The organism is Pedobacter namyangjuensis (assembly GCF_003313325.1).
GTDB classification, from domain to species: Bacteria; Bacteroidota; Bacteroidia; order Sphingobacteriales; family Sphingobacteriaceae; genus Pedobacter; species Pedobacter namyangjuensis.
In genome coordinates this window covers 622,080-640,048 of sequence record NZ_QMHQ01000003.1, presented here as the reverse complement: position 1 = coordinate 640,048, position 17,969 = coordinate 622,080, and the positions used below count along the sequence as shown (strand labels likewise).

Annotated in this window: 13 protein-coding genes; 6 read left to right on the top strand and 7 right to left on the bottom strand. The window is 37.2% G+C overall.

Annotated features, from left to right (window positions below):
• The first annotated feature begins 20 nt into the window (after nt 1-20).
• The 4 genes from ftsA (at nt 21) to DUT69_RS14610 (ending at nt 4,980) form a co-directional block, all read left to right on the top strand.
• Nucleotides 21-1,376: a cell division protein FtsA gene (ftsA, locus tag DUT69_RS14625; RefSeq protein ID WP_113653985.1), complete on the top strand. Its 1,356-nt coding sequence runs from the start codon at nt 21-23 to the stop codon at nt 1,374-1,376.
• Between the two features lie 128 nt (nt 1,377-1,504).
• Nucleotides 1,505-3,148, top strand: coding sequence for a cell division protein FtsZ (gene ftsZ, locus DUT69_RS14620; protein WP_113653984.1), 1,644 nt, complete (start codon nt 1,505-1,507; stop codon nt 3,146-3,148).
• A 158-nt stretch (nt 3,149-3,306) separates the two neighbouring features.
• The gene (locus DUT69_RS14615) at nt 3,307-4,557 is read left to right on the top strand and encodes an aminotransferase class I/II-fold pyridoxal phosphate-dependent enzyme (protein WP_113653983.1); all 1,251 of its coding nucleotides are present in this window, start codon (nt 3,307-3,309) and stop codon (nt 4,555-4,557) included.
• A 246-nt stretch (nt 4,558-4,803) separates the two neighbouring features.
• Nucleotides 4,804-4,980, top strand: a complete 177-nt coding sequence (locus DUT69_RS14610) for a histone H1 (RefSeq protein ID WP_113653982.1) — start codon at nt 4,804-4,806, stop codon at nt 4,978-4,980.
• A gap of 54 nt (nt 4,981-5,034) precedes the next feature.
• Here DUT69_RS14610 and DUT69_RS14605 read toward each other — a convergent pair whose 3' ends face one another.
• From DUT69_RS14605 to DUT69_RS14590, 4 genes are all read right to left on the bottom strand, one after another.
• Entirely contained in the window at nt 5,035-5,316 is a 282-nt protein-coding gene (locus DUT69_RS14605) for a hypothetical protein (protein ID WP_113653981.1), read from the bottom strand.
• A gap of 191 nt (nt 5,317-5,507) precedes the next feature.
• Nucleotides 5,508-6,386 (bottom strand): 4-hydroxy-tetrahydrodipicolinate synthase, encoded by an 879-nt coding sequence (gene dapA / locus DUT69_RS14600; RefSeq protein ID WP_113653980.1) that lies wholly within the window; start codon nt 6,384-6,386, stop codon nt 5,508-5,510.
• A gap of 69 nt (nt 6,387-6,455) precedes the next feature.
• Nucleotides 6,456-8,471, bottom strand: a complete 2,016-nt coding sequence (gene ligA / locus DUT69_RS14595; RefSeq protein ID WP_113653979.1) for an NAD-dependent DNA ligase LigA — start codon at nt 8,469-8,471, stop codon at nt 6,456-6,458.
• A 348-nt stretch (nt 8,472-8,819) separates the two neighbouring features.
• The gene (locus DUT69_RS14590) at nt 8,820-9,497 is read right to left on the bottom strand and encodes an ACP phosphodiesterase (RefSeq protein ID WP_113653978.1); all 678 of its coding nucleotides are present in this window, start codon (nt 9,495-9,497) and stop codon (nt 8,820-8,822) included.
• A gap of 101 nt (nt 9,498-9,598) precedes the next feature.
• On the opposite strand from DUT69_RS14590, the gene tyrS reads away from it, so the two are divergent.
• A complete protein-coding gene (gene tyrS / locus DUT69_RS14585) occupies nt 9,599-10,888 on the top strand; it encodes a tyrosine--tRNA ligase (protein WP_113653977.1) in 1,290 nt (429 codons plus the stop codon).
• A gap of 182 nt (nt 10,889-11,070) precedes the next feature.
• Here tyrS and DUT69_RS14580 read toward each other — a convergent pair whose 3' ends face one another.
• From DUT69_RS14580 to DUT69_RS14570, 3 genes are read right to left on the bottom strand one after another with little or no spacing between them, the layout of a single operon-like run.
• Complete coding sequence (locus DUT69_RS14580) at nt 11,071-12,051, bottom strand: LuxE/PaaK family acyltransferase (protein ID WP_113653976.1); 981 nt, start codon at nt 12,049-12,051, stop codon at nt 11,071-11,073.
• 19 nt (nt 12,052-12,070) lie between these two features.
• On the bottom strand, nt 12,071-12,430 hold the full coding sequence (locus DUT69_RS14575; RefSeq protein WP_113653975.1) for a hypothetical protein: 360 nt from the start codon (nt 12,428-12,430) through the stop codon (nt 12,071-12,073).
• Between the two features lies 1 nt (nt 12,431).
• Nucleotides 12,432-14,864 (bottom strand): penicillin acylase family protein, encoded by a 2,433-nt coding sequence (locus DUT69_RS14570; RefSeq protein WP_113653974.1) that lies wholly within the window; start codon nt 14,862-14,864, stop codon nt 12,432-12,434.
• A gap of 193 nt (nt 14,865-15,057) precedes the next feature.
• Between DUT69_RS14570 and DUT69_RS14565 the strand changes: the two genes are divergently transcribed.
• Nucleotides 15,058-17,901, top strand: a complete 2,844-nt coding sequence (locus DUT69_RS14565) for a TonB-dependent receptor (RefSeq protein WP_113653973.1) — start codon at nt 15,058-15,060, stop codon at nt 17,899-17,901.
• The last annotated feature ends 68 nt before the right edge of the window (nt 17,902-17,969 follow it).

Sequence of the window (17,969 nt, the reverse complement as noted above, 5' to 3'; positions counted from 1 at the left end):
CTCAACAAAAGAATATAGTTATGGGCAAAGAAAAATCTACCACACAATCTCCAATCGTAGTAGGATTAGACATTGGTACAACCAAGATTTGTGTAATCGTGGGCCGTCGTACACAGCACGATAAAATTGAAGTTTTAGGAATTGGAAAAGCAGAATCCGCGGGTGTTACACGTGGTGTGGTTTCTAACATCCAAAAAACTGTACAAGGTATTGCCGCCGCAGTTGAGATCGCAAGCGGACAATCTAACGTAGAAATCAGGGTGGTAAATGTTGGTATCGCTGGTCAGCATATCAAAAGTTTGCAACACCGTGGTATTTTAACGCGTAGAGAGCTTAATAACGAAATCAGTAAAAAAGATATCGAAAAGTTAATTGACGATATGTTTAAACTGGTTATGCCTCCGGGCGAAGAAATTATTCATGTTTTACCACAAGAGTTTACCATAGACAACGAGCCAGGCATTAAAGACCCTATTGGCATGGCAGGCGTTCGTTTAGAAGCAAACTTCCACATTATTTCTGGCCAGGTAACAGCGGTTAAGAATATTATGCGTTGTGTAACCAATGCAGGTTTGCAAACACAAGAATTAATTTTAGAACCACTTGCGTCTTCAGAATCGGTGTTGAGCGACGAAGAAAAAGAAGCAGGTGTTTGTTTAGTTGATATTGGTGGTGGTACTACAGATATCGCTATTTTCCACGAAGGCATCATTCGCCACACGGCTGTAATTCCTTTTGGTGGGAATAGTGTAACAGAAGACATTAGAGAAGGATGTTCGGTAATGAGAAACCAGGCAGAACTGCTTAAAACTCGTTTCGGATCAGCGCTAGCCGAAGAAAACAAAGAGAATGAAATTATCTGCGTACCTGGTTTGCGTGGCAGAGAACCTAAAGAAATCTCTGTTAAAAACTTGGCTTATGTAATTCAGGCTCGCATGGAAGAGATTGTTGAGCATGTTTATTATGAGATCAAATCATCTGGATACGAGAAAAAATTGATTGGTGGTGTAGTAATTACTGGTGGTGGAGCGTTATTAAAACATCTAAACCAATTGGTAGAGTACGTAACTGGATTAGATTGTCGCGTTGGCTACCCTAATGAACATTTGTCTAAATACGAAGACATGGCTAAAAACATTTATGATGATTTAAAAAGCCCAATGTATGCTACAAGTGTTGGTTTGCTAATAAAAGGTATCCAAAAAGCGGAAGAATTGCTAGAGGAAATGAAAAAACCGGGTGTGTATGTTGAGCAGCCAACTGTAGCAAAAGAAAAAGTAAAGAGAGCAGGACTGTTCGATAAGCTTCTTAAAAAGACTACCGATTTTATCAGAGATGATATGAACGTTAGTGACGAGGATTATATAAAACCGTAATAGTTTTCCACAAAAAGGGATTTTTCCACATTATTAACAGTTGTGGAAAACGCCTGTTAAAAAAGTGTTAATATTACAAAAGAGATGAACAGAAAATTTCAATTTTTAAACAACTGATTCATAACGATATGAAGTTCGAAATGTTAAAAGATAAGTCGTCAATTATCAAAGTAATTGGTGTTGGTGGCGGTGGAGGTAATGCGGTAAACCATATGTACCGTCAAGGAATTACTGGTGTAGACTTTATTATTTGTAATACTGATGCCCAAGCATTGGAGTTAAGCCCAATTCCTAACAAGGTACAATTAGGCTCTAGCTTAACCGAAGGAATGGGAGCAGGTTCTATCCCGGAAGTTGGTAAAAACTCGGCTATTGAAAATATAGACGATGTTAAAGCTATGCTAGGCAGCACTACCAAAATGCTTTTTATTACGGCAGGTATGGGTGGTGGTACTGGTACTGGTGCAAGCCCAATTATTGCGCAAGCTGCTAAAGAACTTGATATACTAACTGTAGCAATTATTACTACGCCTTTTGCTTTTGAAGGTAAAAGACGTAAAATGCAAGCTGACGACGGTTTAGACGAACTGAAAAAATACGTAGATTCTTATCTTGTAATTTCTAACGATAGGTTGCGTGAGATTTTCGGCAATTTAACATTAGGTTCGGCTTTTGCACAAGCAGATGATATTTTAACTACTGCCGCAAAAGGTATCGCAGAGATTATTACAGTTCCTGGTTACATAAACGTGGATTTTAAAGATGTGCGTACTGTAATGAAAGACAGTGGTGTATCTATAATGGGTAGTTTTTCTGCCGATGGCGAGAACAGGGCATTAGCTGCTGTTGAAGGTGCCTTAGCATCGCCACTGCTTAAAGATAACGAGATAGAAGGTGCAAGATATATTCTATTAAACATCAGTTCTGGCTTACGTGAAGTAACCATGGACGAGGTAACAATTATCACAGATTACATCCAGGATAAAGCAGGTCTTTCTGCAGATTTAATTTGGGGTAACTGTATAGATGAGAACCTAGAAGATAAATTGTCTGTTACTATTATTGCTACCGGTTTCCAAACTACCGAGCAAAGAGCAAAAGACAGACAGAATGTTAAAAAGATTTCTCTTTTAACACCAGAAGAAGCACCTTTGGTTAAACCTGTTGAACCAGTAAACTCATTTATTGAAGCTAAACCTCAACCAGTTTCTACTGAACCTGTTTTAAAAGTGCAAGAAGAACCTAAACAATCTGATTTGTTCGGCGATCTTTTTAACGCAAAATCAAACAAAGTAGAAGAGCCAGAGAAGGGTACGGTTATTCATCATTTAATTGAAGAAGAAGCTCCAGTAGCCGAAGCGCAAGAAACCGGTTTTGAATTTGAGGTTAAATTATCAGAAACTGATTTTGTTTTTGAAACCCCAACTGCTCAGTTTGAGGAAGAAGAAATTGTGTTTACACCAACTGCGCAAGTAGAAGAGGCACCAGTAAAAGGTTTAGACGATGATAAAAATGACGACTCTATTGAAGATCAACTTAAAAAATCTAAAGAAAGAATTTTAAGATTGAAAGATTTGAGTATGAAACTTCGTACTTCAAACGGCTTGCAAGAATTAGAAAATGAGCCTGCTTACAAACGCAAACAAATGCAATTGCAACAAGTTCAACATTCATCAGAGTCTCAAGTGTCGAGATTTACATTGAGTAATGATGAAGATGGATCTACAGAAATTAGACCAAACAACTCTTTTTTGCACGATAATGTTGATTAATACAACAAACCCTTAAATAGACGAGAGCCTTGACAACCTAGTTGTTAAGGCTTTTTTTGTTTTATAAAACCGTTAGCTTGCCCGTTGTTTTAACGGTATTTTAACGTTAAATTTGCAGAAAAAATAGAAAAATTACATTACATTAAAAATATATAAAATTGGATATTTTCGATAAAGTAGCGAAACGCATGGGGCCAATTGGTCAACACCAAAAATGGTCTCATGGTTATTTCTCTTTTCCTAAATTAGAGGGAGAGATTGCGCCTCATATGAACTTTAGAGGCAAAGAGGTGTTGGTTTGGAGTTTAAATAATTATTTAGGCTTAGCTAATCATCCAGAAGTTAGAAAGGCAGATGAGCAAGGAGCAGCAGATTTTGGTATGGCTTACCCAATGGGTGCACGTATGATGTCTGGTAATTCTAAATACCACGAACAATTAGAGCAGGAATTAGCAAGTTTTGTAGGTAAAGAAGATTCTTTCCTTTTAAACTTTGGTTACCAAGGAATGGTTTCTATTATCGATGCATTGGTAGATAGAAATGACGTTGTAGTTTACGATGGCGAATCTCATGCTTGTATTGTAGACGGGTTACGTTTACACATGGGTAAAAGATTTGTTTACAAACATAATAACATTGATGATTGCCGTAAACAGTTAGAAAGAGCAAGTAAATTGGTTGAAACTACTGGTGGCGGTATTTTAGTAATTACCGAAGGTGTTTTTGGTATGTCTGGTGCGCAAGGTAAATTAAAAGAAATCATCGAGCTTAAAAAAGACTTTAACTTCCGTTTGTTAATTGATGATGCGCATGGTTTCGGTACAATGGGGGCAACTGGAGCAGGAGCTCACGAAGCACAGGATGCTATTGAAGGTGTTGATGTTTATTTCGCAACGTTTGCTAAGTCTATGGCTGGTATTGGTGCATTTGTTGCCTCTACAAAAGAATTAACAGATTATTTTAGATATAATATGCGTTCGCAAACTTTTGCCAAAGCTTTGCCAATGCCAATGGTTATCGGTTTGTTAAAGCGTTTGGAGTTGCTAAAAAACAATCCAGAGCTGAGAGAGAAATTGTGGAACGTAGCAACAACTTTGCAAAAAGGATTACGTGAACGTGGTTTCGATTTAGGTGTTACTGACACGGTTGTAACGCCAGTTTTCTTAAAAGGCGAATTGTCTGAAGCTACTGCTTTAACTATGGATCTTCGCGAAAACTATGGTATCTTCTGCTCGATCGTAGTTTATCCAGTTATACCAAAGGGAATGATTGAATTAAGATTAATTCCTACGGCTGTACACTCTATGGATGATGTACAAAGAACATTGGATGCATTTAGCGAGGTGTCAGAAAAGTTAAAAAATGGCTATTATCTAGAACATCAGTTTGTAGAAAGCTTAATAAAATAAAAAATGCCCTCTAAATAGTTTAGAGGGCATTTTTTTTGATGAGATGTTGTTAATTTCTTGTTTTTCAATATGTTATGCTATTTTTCGGCTAACTACCTTGTTTATAACCATATAAAATGTGGAAAAAAACAAAAGATTGCAGATTTATTTATCCCTTTAAAAGTTTTTTTATTAAAATAATCGTATTACATTAGTATTAGAGTATTAATAAAAACCTTAAAAAAAACTAAAAGGAGTAATTAGAAAATGAAAAAATTTGAAGAAGTTAAAGCACTTGTTGCAGCTTTAGAAGCTGATGCAGACAAATTCTACAACAAAGCTAACAGCGCAGCTGGTACGCGTGTACGTAAAGGTATGCAAGATTTAAAAAACTTAGCTCAAAGCATTCGCTTAGAAGTTCAGGAAACTAAAAACAAGGCTTAATTATAAGTTTGTTTAAAAGGAAAAGCGCCCCATTACCAAGGCGCTTTTTCTGTTTTACTGTATTGGTAAAAGTTTATAGTCATCTGGATAAGAGCCCTCTCCAAATTGTACAAGTTTTTGATTGCTAAATCTAAAAAACTTAAACGTTTCTGTAATGGCGTTATAAGTTCTGTAGATTAATACTCCTGTTTCATCGCCGTAGGCTCGTACAGCAGATTTGTTGATTTTTTTAAACTGTTCTTCACTCATTCCGAGTGTAAATTTTGGTTCGTAATACTGCGTTACATTGCAGCTCATTGTGCCTAGCACAATAAGAATTAAAAATAGCTTTTTCATTTGTGTGTGTTTTTGTGTGTAGCTAAATATAGTTAATTACGATGCCTTGTAATAGTGCCTAACGAGAATAAAACTGTAACACTTTTGATTTAATGCCAACTGGCAATTAATCCTATTTAGTAAACGAAACACAATAAAAAAGCCTCAACTGGATTTCCAATTGAGGCTTTAGTAAAATTAAATTATTTCATTTATGCCAATTGTTTCAATTGGGTTGCAATAAGTGTATTAAGACCTTCGCTAGCTTTTATCAAGGGTAAGCGAACTACATCATCGCAAATACCCAACTGTTTTAAGGCAGCTTTTACACCAGCAGGATTTCCTTCAGCAAACAATAATCTTGTAATTTCTAATAAGCTTAAATGCGCAGGCAAGGCCGAAGTAAAATCACCTTTCAGGCACAGCGTAACCATGTCTGACAATTGCTTAGGTAAAGCATTGCCAAGTACAGAAATAACGCCTACAGCACCGATTGAGATCATCGGCAAAGCAATTGGATCATCACCAGAAATTAGAAGAAAATCTTCTGGTTTATCTCTCATAATTTGGTTAAACTGATCAAAACTTCCAGATGCTTCTTTAGTAGCTATAATGTTTTTAAAATCATGCGCTAGCCTGCAAGTTGTTTCCGGACTCATATTACTTCCAGTTCTTCCAGGTACGTTGTAAAGCATAATAGGTAACTCGCTTAACTCGCTCAAATATTTGTAGTGCTGATAAATTCCCTCTTGCGTTGGCTTACTGTAATAAGGGCTAACAGATAATATTGCACTGTATTGATTGCGCTCAAAAGATTTTATAGTTTCGCCGATAACCGAAGTGTCGTTTCCGCCAATGCCAGCAACCAAGGGCAACCTGCCATTATTAATTTCTGCTGTAAAATCCCACACCTTCTTTTTCTCCTCCTTGGCCAATGTGGCTGTTTCGCCTGTTGTACCTAATGATACAAGGTAATCTATACCTCCATCAACCAAGTGATTAATCAGTTTTTTTAATCCCTGATAATCTACTGTTCCGTCTGTGTTAAATGGTGTTACTAATGCTACACCAGTTCCGTGAAATTTGTTCATTTAATTAATAATATAGGGGTATTTAATATCTTTAAAAGCTTTATTAATTTTAAAACTTTTTAATTCCTTTTAGTCTGCTACCAGGGCCATCAATTCATCCTCAGAAATTAGCGGTACATTTAATTTGTTCGCTTTTTCTAATTTAGAAGGTCCCATGTTATCGCCAGCAACCAAATAATTAAGTTTTGCCGAAATGCTACTTAATATTTTGCCACCATTTTCTTCGATAATAGTTTTTAGCTCCTCTCTACTATGCTTTTCGAAAACGCCCGAAATTACGAATGTTTTTTCTTTTAATTTATCGCTTTGCAGCAACATTTCTGTTTCTACAACTTCAAATTGTAAACCGGCTTGCTTAAGTAGCTCAATTTGTCGCAAGTGTTCTGGTTTTGAGAAGTAATCTTGGATACTTTCGGCTATTCTACCGCCAATTTCATCAACAGCAATCAATTCCTCAACAGAGGCAGAAGCAAGTTTATCTATGTTTTTTAGTCCTTTAGCTAGTTTCTTAGCAACCGTTTCTCCAACATATCTAATTCCTAAACCAAAAAGCAATTTTTCGAAGGGCGTTTGTTTAGAAACCTCAATACCTTTTAGCATGTTATCTATTGATTTTTGCCCAAAGCGTTCAATGTTTTTCAAATCATCGGCTTTCTCATGTAAGGTATATAAATCGCTAATGTGCGCAACTAAGCCACGTTGGTAAAATGCCTCGATTGTTTCATCGCCCAAGCCATCAATATTCATCGCCTTACGACCAATAAAATGCTGTATTTTGCCCACAATCTGTGGTGGACAACCTTCGTCGTTGGGGCAGTAGAAAGCAACTTCTCCTTCTTTTCTAATTAGGGCAGTGCCACATTCAGGGCAATTGCTCACATATGCTATTGGTAGTGCATTTGGTTTACGTTCATCAAGGTTAACCTTTATAATTTTCGGAATAATCTCTCCGCCTTTTTCTACATAAACCGTGTCGTTTTCATGCAAGTCAAGTCTAATAATTTCATCTGCATTATGCAAGGTAGCACGTTTTACCGTTGTTCCGGCAAGTAAAACAGGCTTTAAGTTTGCAACTGGAGTAACTGCACCAGTTCGGCCAACTTGGTAAGTAACTTTTTCTAAAACGGTTTGTACTTCGGCAGCTTTGTATTTGTAAGAGATAGCCCATCGGGGAGATTTTGCCGTAAAACCTAATTCTTCTTGTTGGGCATAACTGTTTACTTTAATTACAATTCCATCTATATCGTAGCCTAATTTAAAACGCTGTTCTTCCCAATAGGTAATGAAATCCAAAACCTCATCCATGTTTTTAGCCAATTTTGTATGCTCGCAAACATTAAATCCCCATTTTTTAACAGCCTGCAAACTTTCCCAATGGGTTTTAAAAAGTTGTTTATCGCTATGCAAGGCGTATAAAAAGCAATCTAAAGGACGTTTTCTTACCTCTTTGGAGTCTTGCATTTTTACCGTTCCTGATGCGAAGTTTCTGGGATTGGCATAAGTTACTTCACCCAATTCCTCGCGAGCGCTGTTTAAGCGTTCAAATGCCGCTCTGTGCATAAAAACCTCGCCACGTATTTCAAAAAGATCCGGTACATCATTAGCTTTAACCCGATGCGGAATGGTTTGTATCGTTTTAATATTCGCCGTTACATCATCGCCTTGCGTACCGTCACCTCTGGTAACGGCCCTAACTAAAATACCATTTTCGTAAGTTAAACTCATCGATAAACCGTCGAATTTTAGTTCGCAAACGTATTCGAAGTTTTCGCCTAAAGCCTTTTTTGTGCGCTCGTCAAAATCTCTTAAGTCCTGCTCGTTGTAAGTATTGCCAAGCGAAAGCATTGGCCATTTATGTTTAACCGTTACAAAGTTTTTGGTAATATCGCCACCTACTTTTTGCGTAGGCGAGTTGGGGTCTGCAAACTCTGGATGTTCTTGTTCTAGCTTTGCTAACGCCTCCAATTTCTGATCAAATTCATAATCGGCAATAGTTGGCATAGCCAAAACATAATAATTGTAGGTATGCTGGTTTAACTCTTCAACCAAGGCATCCATTTGTTGTTTTACGGCAGAAATAGACATGCAACAAATATAAAATTTTTATCAGTATCGAGATGACAGATATTGTAGGCGATTTTATTTTTACAACTATTTGAAAAGCAAATTTGGGCAACGATTAAGGTTTGTCCTGCTATCCGCTTTATCCCGATAAATCGGGATGCTCGCTACTATCAGGTTTAGAGAACGTAGGCTTCTGCAACTATTTAGGTTTTACTAGCGCAAGCTTTGGTTGCTAACCCCGACAGCAACGGCATACTTTTGGAAAAAAACCTGCAAATGCCGTCTAACTAGAAGATTGCTTCGTAAATTTTGACAAAAGATAAAGTGTATGGCGGGAACAGATTTAGTAGCAAGCAAAAAGTGGCGTTTCTATTTATTTAGTTCGGGCTCTATCTCCTTATAAATATCTTGGTAATTGCTAGCTAATTGGGCTTTGTAAATTGTAAGTTGCTCGGTTAGTAGGTAAACGGTATCCTCGGTAAACGGGTGTGCCCATAAGCGCATACAAATGCGTTGCAAAGCATAACTGATATTTTCTAGTTTCTGGTAGCTTAACAGATATCTGCTAGATTTAAAACTAGTAAAAAACTTAAAAAACTGTTCGTTATCTGGGCAACCAGCTTTATGTAAAAAATCGTTTAAGGCATTATCGTCAACGTTCTCCAAATGGTCGTAAAAATCGTTTATTTTAATTCTTTGGTTTTCTACCAGCAAGTGATCTAACAGTAACTCTACACCAATATGCGCTAAAAATGATGGCCGAACTGGGCTATCGGCCAAAATAGGAAGCAGAAATTGTTTTAGTTTTGCTGTTTCTTCTGCAAAGAAGCTAGAAGAATGAAAAAGCTGATCGACTTTTAAATGTCGTTTCCAGCCTATTAAAATTCCGTTCTGCGCTTCGTGTTCAATGAATTTTTCTTCGCTTTTTTGTGGATAAAGGTTCCAATCCTTGTTCGCATTTTTCGCAAAATCTGGCAAAACCGTTCCGATAACAATATGGGGGTTTGGGTTGTGCCGTTCAAAATAATAGTGCGATAGAAAATTCATATAGGTATAGGTTAGGCGCAAAATAACAAATGATTGGCTAATAAGCTAATTTGTTAATGGGCTAATTATTATCTTTGCCAGCTAAAATAGAATATAAAGTAATGACAAATTTTGTAGAAGAACTGCGTTGGCGAGGAATGTTGCACGATATAATGCCTAATACTGAGGAAAAACTTAAAGAAGGCATGAAAGCTGGTTATATAGGTTTCGATCCGACGGCTGATTCTTTACATATTGGTCACCTTACGCAGGTAATGACTTTAATTCATTTCCAAAATGCTGGTCACAAACCATTTGCTTTAGTTGGCGGTGCAACGGGTATGGTTGGCGATCCGTCTGGTAAATCTGATGAGCGTAATTTACAAACGCCAGAAATGGTGGAGCATAATTTAGCTGGAATGAAAGCACAGCTTGCTAAATTTTTGAGGTTCGATGATGAGGGAAATGGTGCTGTTATGGTTAACAATGGCGATTGGTTTGCGAACCTAAACTTTTTAGATTTTATACGTGATGTAGGTAAGCATATTACCGTAAACTACATGATGGCCAAGGATAGCGTAAAAAAGCGGTTAGATGGTAGCGGAATTGGCTTATCGTTTACAGAATTTACTTATCAGTTGATACAGGGTTATGATTTTTATTACTTATGGAAAAATCATAATTGTGTTCTGCAAATGGGCGGTTCTGATCAATGGGGAAACATTGTTACGGGTACAGAGCTAATTAGAAGAAAAGATGCGGGTACAGCGTTTGCCTTAACTACGCAATTAATTAAAAAAACAGACGGTACTAAGTTTGGTAAAACCGAAAGTGGGGCGGTTTGGTTAGATCCAGAAAGAACATCGCCATATAAATTTTACCAGTTTTGGCTAAACTCATCTGATGATGATGTTAAAGCTTGGATTAAAATTTTTACCTTGAAAACGCAACAGGAGATAGAGGCAATTATTGCTGAACATGATTTGGCACCACACCAAAGAATTTTGCAAAAAGCTTTAGCCGAAGATATTACGATAAGAACGCATTCTAAAGAAGCCTTAGAAACGGCTATTAAAACATCTGAGTTTTTGTTTGGTAATGGAGGTTTGGAGTTTTTAAAAACCCTTGATGCAAAAAGCGTATTAGAGATTTTTGAAGGAGTGCCGCAATTTGAGATTGAAAAAAGAGAACTTGAAGCAGGAGTTGACGTGGCGACTTTACTGGCAGAAAAAACAACAATTTTCCCGTCAAAAGGAGAAGTTAAGAAAACAGTACAAGGCGGTGGTTTAAGCATTAACAAGGCTAAAGTTGCAGAAGCAAACGCTATTTATGATGCCAGCGCACTAATAAACGATCAATTTATTATTGTTCAAAAAGGAAAGAAAAACTATTTTTTAATAATAGCTAAGTAATTGCTAATGATAAATTTAAATCTCGCGTAAGCGGGATTTTTGTTATATAGGCAACTTTTTAAATTAAAAGTAGTAATATTTTAGCTTTAGATAATGCTGATTTGCCAGATCATCCAGATGCTGAAAACGTGAAGCAAATAAGTAATAGGATTTTTAGGTTTGATGCCCGATTTAAGCCTTAATTACTGCACCAACAAATTACAACCTCTAATATCAGCGTTATCGAATCGGCCTAAAATTTCAAAACTTCCGTTATTGTGCAACTTGCCTAAGTCTTGCGTAGCAATAAAAGAGCAAGAGTTAAAGTTTGCCAAATCAATTACATTAATCCCGCCGCTTTGTTTAGTTTTTAAAAGACTTAAAGGATCTGAAGTATCCCTTAATAGAATTTTCATCCAAGGTGGGCAATTGAAAATGCCTTTGCCATAGGAATAACCTTGCGAGAGCAATTCCGTCATTCCATATTCGCTATGGATATCGGCGACGCCAAAACCTGCACAGAGAATTTGGTGTAATTCTTCTCGAACCATTTCTTTTCGCTTCCCTTTCATGCCGCCGGTTTCCATTACAATTAAATTTGGAAATTCGATTTGAAATTGTTCTACAAAATCTAACAGCGCATAAGTAACGCCAATTAAAATTGTTTTTTGCCCTTTTTCTTTTTGCGCTAATAACGTTTGATGAAGTTCGGCCAGGTTATGTAAAAAGTAACCGCTTTTTGGGTGTTTGCTTTGCTTTAGCAAGTCATCAACCATATAAATTAACGAAGAGCCTTCTCGTTCCAAATAAGATGGAAGCAGTGCAAGTATGCAAATTTCGTCGGCCTTGCCATAAAAAAGCTCAAAAGCCTTGTTGTAGCTTTCTTCGTAAACTTTTAATTCGCTTACAAAATGTTTGCTGGTAGTTTGCCCAGTTGTACCTGAGCTGCTAAAAACTATTTCGGCGGGTTTGTTTATACTTAATACCTGATGGCTTTTAAAAAAGCTAATAGGCAAAAATGGAATTTCGGTATAGTGGTTTAGCGAATCTACGTCTATTTTTAAGTGTTGAATATAAGAGCGGTAAACTTCGCAACTACTTGCTTGATGCCTAAAAACAGTCAAAGCCGATTCGTTAAAATCAGCTTCGCTTTTTATATTAAAAATTTGCTCCGAAAAATTCACGGAGCAAAAATACAAAGAATTATACTTTCTGCGGTTTTGTTTTAAGGCTAATTATCGCCTTGCGAAATTGGTAACCACAATAGCCACAAATGCCGGCAACCAAAGCACCTACTAAACCGGTTACGAATAAAACAATTGGCCAAAATTTAACGCTTAACATTTCGGCAACTCTAGTTGCTAATAAATGATGATTAGGAATGCTTTTAAAAAGTGCCATGCCTATCCACAATAAAAAGATAGCAATAAAGGGTTGCCAGAAAGATATTTTGCCGGTTTTGCCAATGATGCCACAAGTTGCAAAAGCTACAATTACAATTACCCACCAAGGAAAAACCATTTGCAACAACAAACAAGCGATTATGATTACTAGAAATACCATTTTATTTTTTAGAAATTTTGTAGTGAGAAATTATTTTAGCTGATTTATCGTCGGGACTTTGCATAAAATACAGATCGTAAAGGTCGCCTTTAGCCCAGGTATCCACCATATTATCATAAAATTTACTGCCCGGATTTCCAGATTGACCACCTGGATAAACACCATGGCCTTTAACTTTTTTGCCGAGCTCTATAACCATACGCCACGAAGGTCCGTTGCTTTCGCTCAATGCGTTTATTGTACTTTTAGAACCGCCAATATCCAGTTTCTTTGAGCCAAAGCCAGGTATTTTAGCTAGATGCGGAACATTAGAACCTTTTACTTTGCCCCAACGCCAATCGTCGCCAATTGGTCCGTATTTTCTTTCCAAGCTATCGCAAGTATATTTAAAAGAAGCATTAACCAAATCGGCTAAGGTTTCTACTTGTGGCGTATTAACATTATCGAACCATTTAGAAGTTGGATTTTTCTCTATTAGTTCAATTGTTCTATCTCTAGAAGGGTAACGCATTGGAACGCTTGAAATCGTAAAGTCGTCATCCCAGATGTCAATCATCAGTTTTTTAGACCATAAATCGAACACGCTTGCACCAATTTCCTTAGCCTCGAAATATTTATTCCACTTTGTGATAATGTTAAAAGCCTCTTTCTGCGTAGCATTTAATTGTGCCGGATTTATCAGAGGCATAATACGAGGCAGCAAATTTTCTGCAGTTAAACTATAAGAATCCATCAACATATGCCGCATGCTGTCTACATTAATTTTATTCATGGCGGCTAACTTATCGTTAATGCGTTGCCCGCGTTCGTATGGAGAGAACTCCCAATTAATATAGTATGGATAGGTTTGATCTGTAGACGATTGATTTGCGGAACTTACGAAATTACGAGGAGGGTTTTTAACGGTTGGGTTTTGAGAGGCGGGTATAAAACCTTGCCAGTCGTTTGCCGGATCTGTCCCATCTAAAATAAATTTACCTTGGTTTTTCCATTTCAATGGGAATTTTCCGTTAGGTGTAATAGCAATATCGTTAGCTGCGCTAGCGAAAATAAAATTTTGCGCCGGAGCAGTGTAATAGGTTAGAGCTTTACGGTAATCATCGTAATTTTTACCTCGGTTTAATAAATAAAATGTCTTCAATTCGTTCGATTCATCATGCGCAATCCAGCGTAAAGCATTACCCAAGGGCACATTATCAGCAACGCTGTATTTAGGTTTGTGAAAATAAACCACCGGACCTTGATGTGTATAATAAACCGTATCCAGCTCATCTGGAGAGCCTTTAATTTTAATTTTTTCTATACGCTGCGTAGTGTTTTTCCATGTATTGTTATGCCAATAATTTTTATGTGTTTCGTCTTTAAACTTTATCTGGTAAAAATCTAAAACATCTGCGGCAACATTGGTAACACCCCAAGCAATATCCTTATTAAAACCTATAATAATGCCTGGTGCGCCCGGTAAAGAAACACCGTAAGAATTTAAGCCAGGCGCATGCAACTGAATTTGGTACCAAATAGAAGGTAAAGTTAAGTTAAGGTGCGGATCGTTAGTTAAAATCGGATATCCCGATTCTGTTTTTGAGCCGTTTACGGCCCAATTATTACTGCCAATGCCTTCTACTTTTTGTGCCGTTTTAATATTTCCGGTCATCATTTCTGTGTAGCCGGCTGGCGCCTTTGGTATTGGTAAAGGTGTAAAATCCCATTTTGTACCTACCGGGATAATTGGACTTTCTTTAAAAGGATAATCTGGAAACAAATCCTTCGTAATTTCCGGACCGTATTTTTTTAGAATGTTAGTCATGTAAAACTCGTCTGAGCCCATTGCCAATACTGCCGACATTTGTTTTAATAGGAGAGCGCATTTAAGTGGTGTCCAATTTTCGGGCTTAAAGTCTAAAATTTTATATTCAATTGGTAATTTTCCTTTCGGGATGGAAGCGATATAATCGTTAATTCCAGCAGTATAAGCCAAAATCATTTCTTTAGATTTAGGGTCGGCCATCATCCCTTTCAGGGAATTTTCTGCGCCGTACACCATGCCCATTCTGCGCTGGTATCTATCAACTTCTATTGCTTTGATGCCGACAACTTCCGATAATCTTCCGGCAGCAAAACGCGTTTGAAAATCCATTTGCCAAAGGCGATGTTTTGCTGTAACATAACCTTGGGCATAATAAACATCGTGATCGTTTTTAGCAAAAATATGCGGAATCATACGGTCATCGAATAAAATATCAATCTTATCGTGTGTATTTTTTAAAACTATTTTTTTGTTTTTGGCAACGGTAAAGTTCTCGGCATTTTGCCAAAACCCCATAAATGGGTTCAGAAATTTAAGTAAAGGAGGAACATCGCCAAATTTTGTGTTAAGTATAAAGGCCAAGGCAACAGGTACAACGATACAAATGAGTGCTTTTATTTTGTTCATTTGGTATAATATTATGAAGTGATTTGGTTAGTATATTACCAAAAGTAGAAACTAAGTTCGGCAATTTACTATAAAATCGAATTGAAAATATGTCAAATTAAATTTTGTGAAATAAAATTTAGCAGAATAGTATTTGTTAGTTTAGAAAATAGTCTTAAGTTTATGTTAAGAAACAAATATAAACTACTTACGTATGAACAAAATTTTTACGAAAATCATTTTTGTACTTTTCTTGTTGGCAACAACTTCTGGTTTAGCCCAAGCACAAAGTATAGTGGTTAGCGGTACAGTTACCGACAAACTAACCAAAGAGCCGATTCCTGGAGTAAGCGTTACCATCAAAGGAAAAACGATAGGTTCATCAACAGATAATAAAGGTCAATTCTCTTTTAGTACTACAGAAAAACCGCCATTTACCGTTTTGGTGTCTTACATTGGTTATACTTCTGTAGAAAGAGAGCTTGCTGGTAGTACAGCTAATTTAACTTTTGAGCTAGAGAGCGGTGCTATCTTAGGTCAGGAGGTAGTTGTGTCTGCATCAAGAACGCCAGAGCGTATATTAGAGTCGCCGGTTACTATTGAACGTTTAGGGGCTGCACAAATTAGAGAAGTTGCTGCACCATCATTTTATGATGCTATTCAAAACATTAAAGGGGTTGAGATGAGTACCCAGAGTTTAACTTTTAGATCTTATAATACTAGGGGTTTTAACGCAAATGGTAACACCCGTTTTAATCAATTAATTGATGGAATGGACAACCAAGCACCGGGTTTAAATTTCTCGGTAGGTAACATTGTAGGTATTACAGAGCTTGATGTTGACAATGTTGAGTTATTACCAGGTGCTTCTTCGGCTTTGTACGGAGCTGGAGGTATTAGTGGTACGTTACTAATGACATCGAAAGATCCTTTTAAATACCAAGGTGTTAGTGCACAACTTAAAGTTGGCGTAAACCATGTAAACGACGATAATACATCTGTACAAGAGTTTAGACAGTTTGATTTGCGTATGGCAAAATCTTGGAATAATAAATTCGGAGCTAAATTTGCGTTTTCGTATTTGCAAGCTAAAGATTGGTTTGGTACCAATTATTCAAATTTCGACAGAAGTACAAATAGCCCAAAATCTGGAAATCGCCAATCTGATCCAGCTTATGATGGGGTAAACGTTTACGGTGATGAGACAGCTTATAACATGCGCTCGGTGGCTGGTTCGGTTATTGCAGCCGGCACACAACAATACAGGCAACAATATGGCCAGGCAACTGGAGGAATGGTGCCAAGCCAGGCTCAAATTAATGCCTTTTTAGCAAGTAATGCTCAAACACGTCCTTTTTATTTAGGCTTAAACACTCCAGGGCTATTACCTAGTCAGGATGTAACAAGAACGGGCTATAACGAGATAGATCTTGTTGATTACGGAACGAAGTCTTTAAAAATGTCTGGTGGTTTATATTACAACTTATCTCCAACTATCCAATTAGCGGCACAAGCAAATTGGGGAACTGGTACTTCGGTTTACACTGGTTCAGATCGTTATTCTCTTCGTAACTTTAATATCGGATTATATAAATTGGAGTTAAAAGGTGAAGATTTTTATGTTAGAGCTTATACAACTCAAGAGCGTTCTGGCGATTCGTACATTTCGTCGATTTTAGGAGCTTATGTTAGCGAGAAAGATAAATCTTCAACCGCTTGGATGCCTCAATATGTTGGTACTTATATAGGTGCTAGAGCATCAAGCCCAACTGTTACCGATGCGCAAGCGCATGCGGCTGCTCGTCAAGCTGCTGATGCTGGTAGAGCTTTACCAGGTTCAGCCAGATTTGAAACTTTCGCAAATCAAATCAAAAATACTTACATCAGTCAGACAAATTTAGCTACAGGTGTTTATGGTGCTAAATTCGACGACAAGTCTAACCTTTATCATTATGAAGGGATGTACAATTTCTCGAGACTTTTTGATAATGTTGTAGAGTTTCAAGTAGGAGCTTCGGCCCGTAGATATGATTTAAACTCTGGAGGTACTATTTTCGACGATCTTAACAGAGAAATCAACATAGACGAATACGCTGCTTTTGGTCAAGTAGCTAAAAAATTCGGAGAGGTTTTCAAATTATCAGTTGCTGGTCGTTATGATAAAAGCCAGAATTTTGAAGGTCGTTTTACCCCACGTGTAACGGGTGTATGGACAGTTGCCAAAAACTCGAACATCAGAGCTTCGTTCCAAACAGGTTTCCGTAACCCGACTACCCAAAATCAATATATAGATTTAGCAGTTGGCGGTGGTAGCCAACGTTTAATTGGTGGTATCCCAGAATTTTTAAACAAATACAATTTGTTAACTAACAAACCAATTACCGAAGCTAGCTACCGCAGTTTAGTTGCTGGAACTGGAGCACCAGTAGTTTATGATTTTGATCCAAGAGGTGTACGCCCAGAAAGCGTAACTGCTTACGAATTAGGTTATAAAGGTTTATTGGGTTCTAGATTATTAGTAGACGTTTATGGTTTTATGAACGAATACAAAGATTTTATTACTGCAGTAACTGTTAGACAAAACCAAGGAACATTGGCTGCGCCTAATTTTGTTAAATTTGGTGTGCCTGTTAACGCTGCCGGTAAAGTTAAAACTTATGGTGGTGCATTTGGTTTAGATTATCTTTTGGGCAAATACACTGTATCTGGTAACGTTTCTTATAACAAATTACAAGATTTGCCAACAGCTTACGAGAACGATTTTAATACGCCGGAAATTCGTTACAATTTAGGTTTAAGTAATCGCGAAATCATTAAAAACTTCGGTTTTAATGTTAATTACCGTTGGCAAGATAAATTTACTTGGTTCTCATCATTTGCAGGTGGCGAAGTACCAGCATTTGGAACGGTAGACGCCCAAGTAAATTTAAAAGTACCTTCTGTTAACTCTGTTATCAAAGTTGGTGGTTCAAACATCTTAAACAAATACTATTACACTTCTTATGGTAACCCAGAGGTTGGTGCAATGTATTATGTTTCGTTGGCGTTTAACCCATAATAGAAATTACATTTTCTTAAAATGCTCCTCGGTTTTCGGGGAGCATTTTTTTTGCATTATATTTTACT

Coding starts and splice junctions, on each gene's coding strand:
- ftsA (WP_113653985.1), top strand. CDS start 21: ATGGGCAAAGAAAAATCTACCACACAATCTCCAATCGTAGTAGGATTA.
- ftsZ (WP_113653984.1), top strand. CDS start 1,505: ATGAAGTTCGAAATGTTAAAAGATAAGTCGTCAATTATCAAAGTAATT.
- DUT69_RS14610 (WP_113653982.1), top strand. CDS start 4,804: ATGAAAAAATTTGAAGAAGTTAAAGCACTTGTTGCAGCTTTAGAAGCT.
- DUT69_RS14605 (WP_113653981.1), bottom strand. CDS start 5,316: ATGAAAAAGCTATTTTTAATTCTTATTGTGCTAGGCACAATGAGCTGC.
- dapA (WP_113653980.1), bottom strand. CDS start 6,386: ATGAACAAATTTCACGGAACTGGTGTAGCATTAGTAACACCATTTAAC.
- ligA (WP_113653979.1), bottom strand. CDS start 8,471: ATGTCTATTTCTGCCGTAAAACAACAAATGGATGCCTTGGTTGAAGAG.
- DUT69_RS14590 (WP_113653978.1), bottom strand. CDS start 9,497: ATGAATTTTCTATCGCACTATTATTTTGAACGGCACAACCCAAACCCC.
- tyrS (WP_113653977.1), top strand. CDS start 9,599: ATGACAAATTTTGTAGAAGAACTGCGTTGGCGAGGAATGTTGCACGAT.
- DUT69_RS14575 (WP_113653975.1), bottom strand. CDS start 12,430: ATGGTATTTCTAGTAATCATAATCGCTTGTTTGTTGTTGCAAATGGTT.
- DUT69_RS14570 (WP_113653974.1), bottom strand. CDS start 14,864: ATGAACAAAATAAAAGCACTCATTTGTATCGTTGTACCTGTTGCCTTG.
- DUT69_RS14565 (WP_113653973.1), top strand. CDS start 15,058: ATGAACAAAATTTTTACGAAAATCATTTTTGTACTTTTCTTGTTGGCA.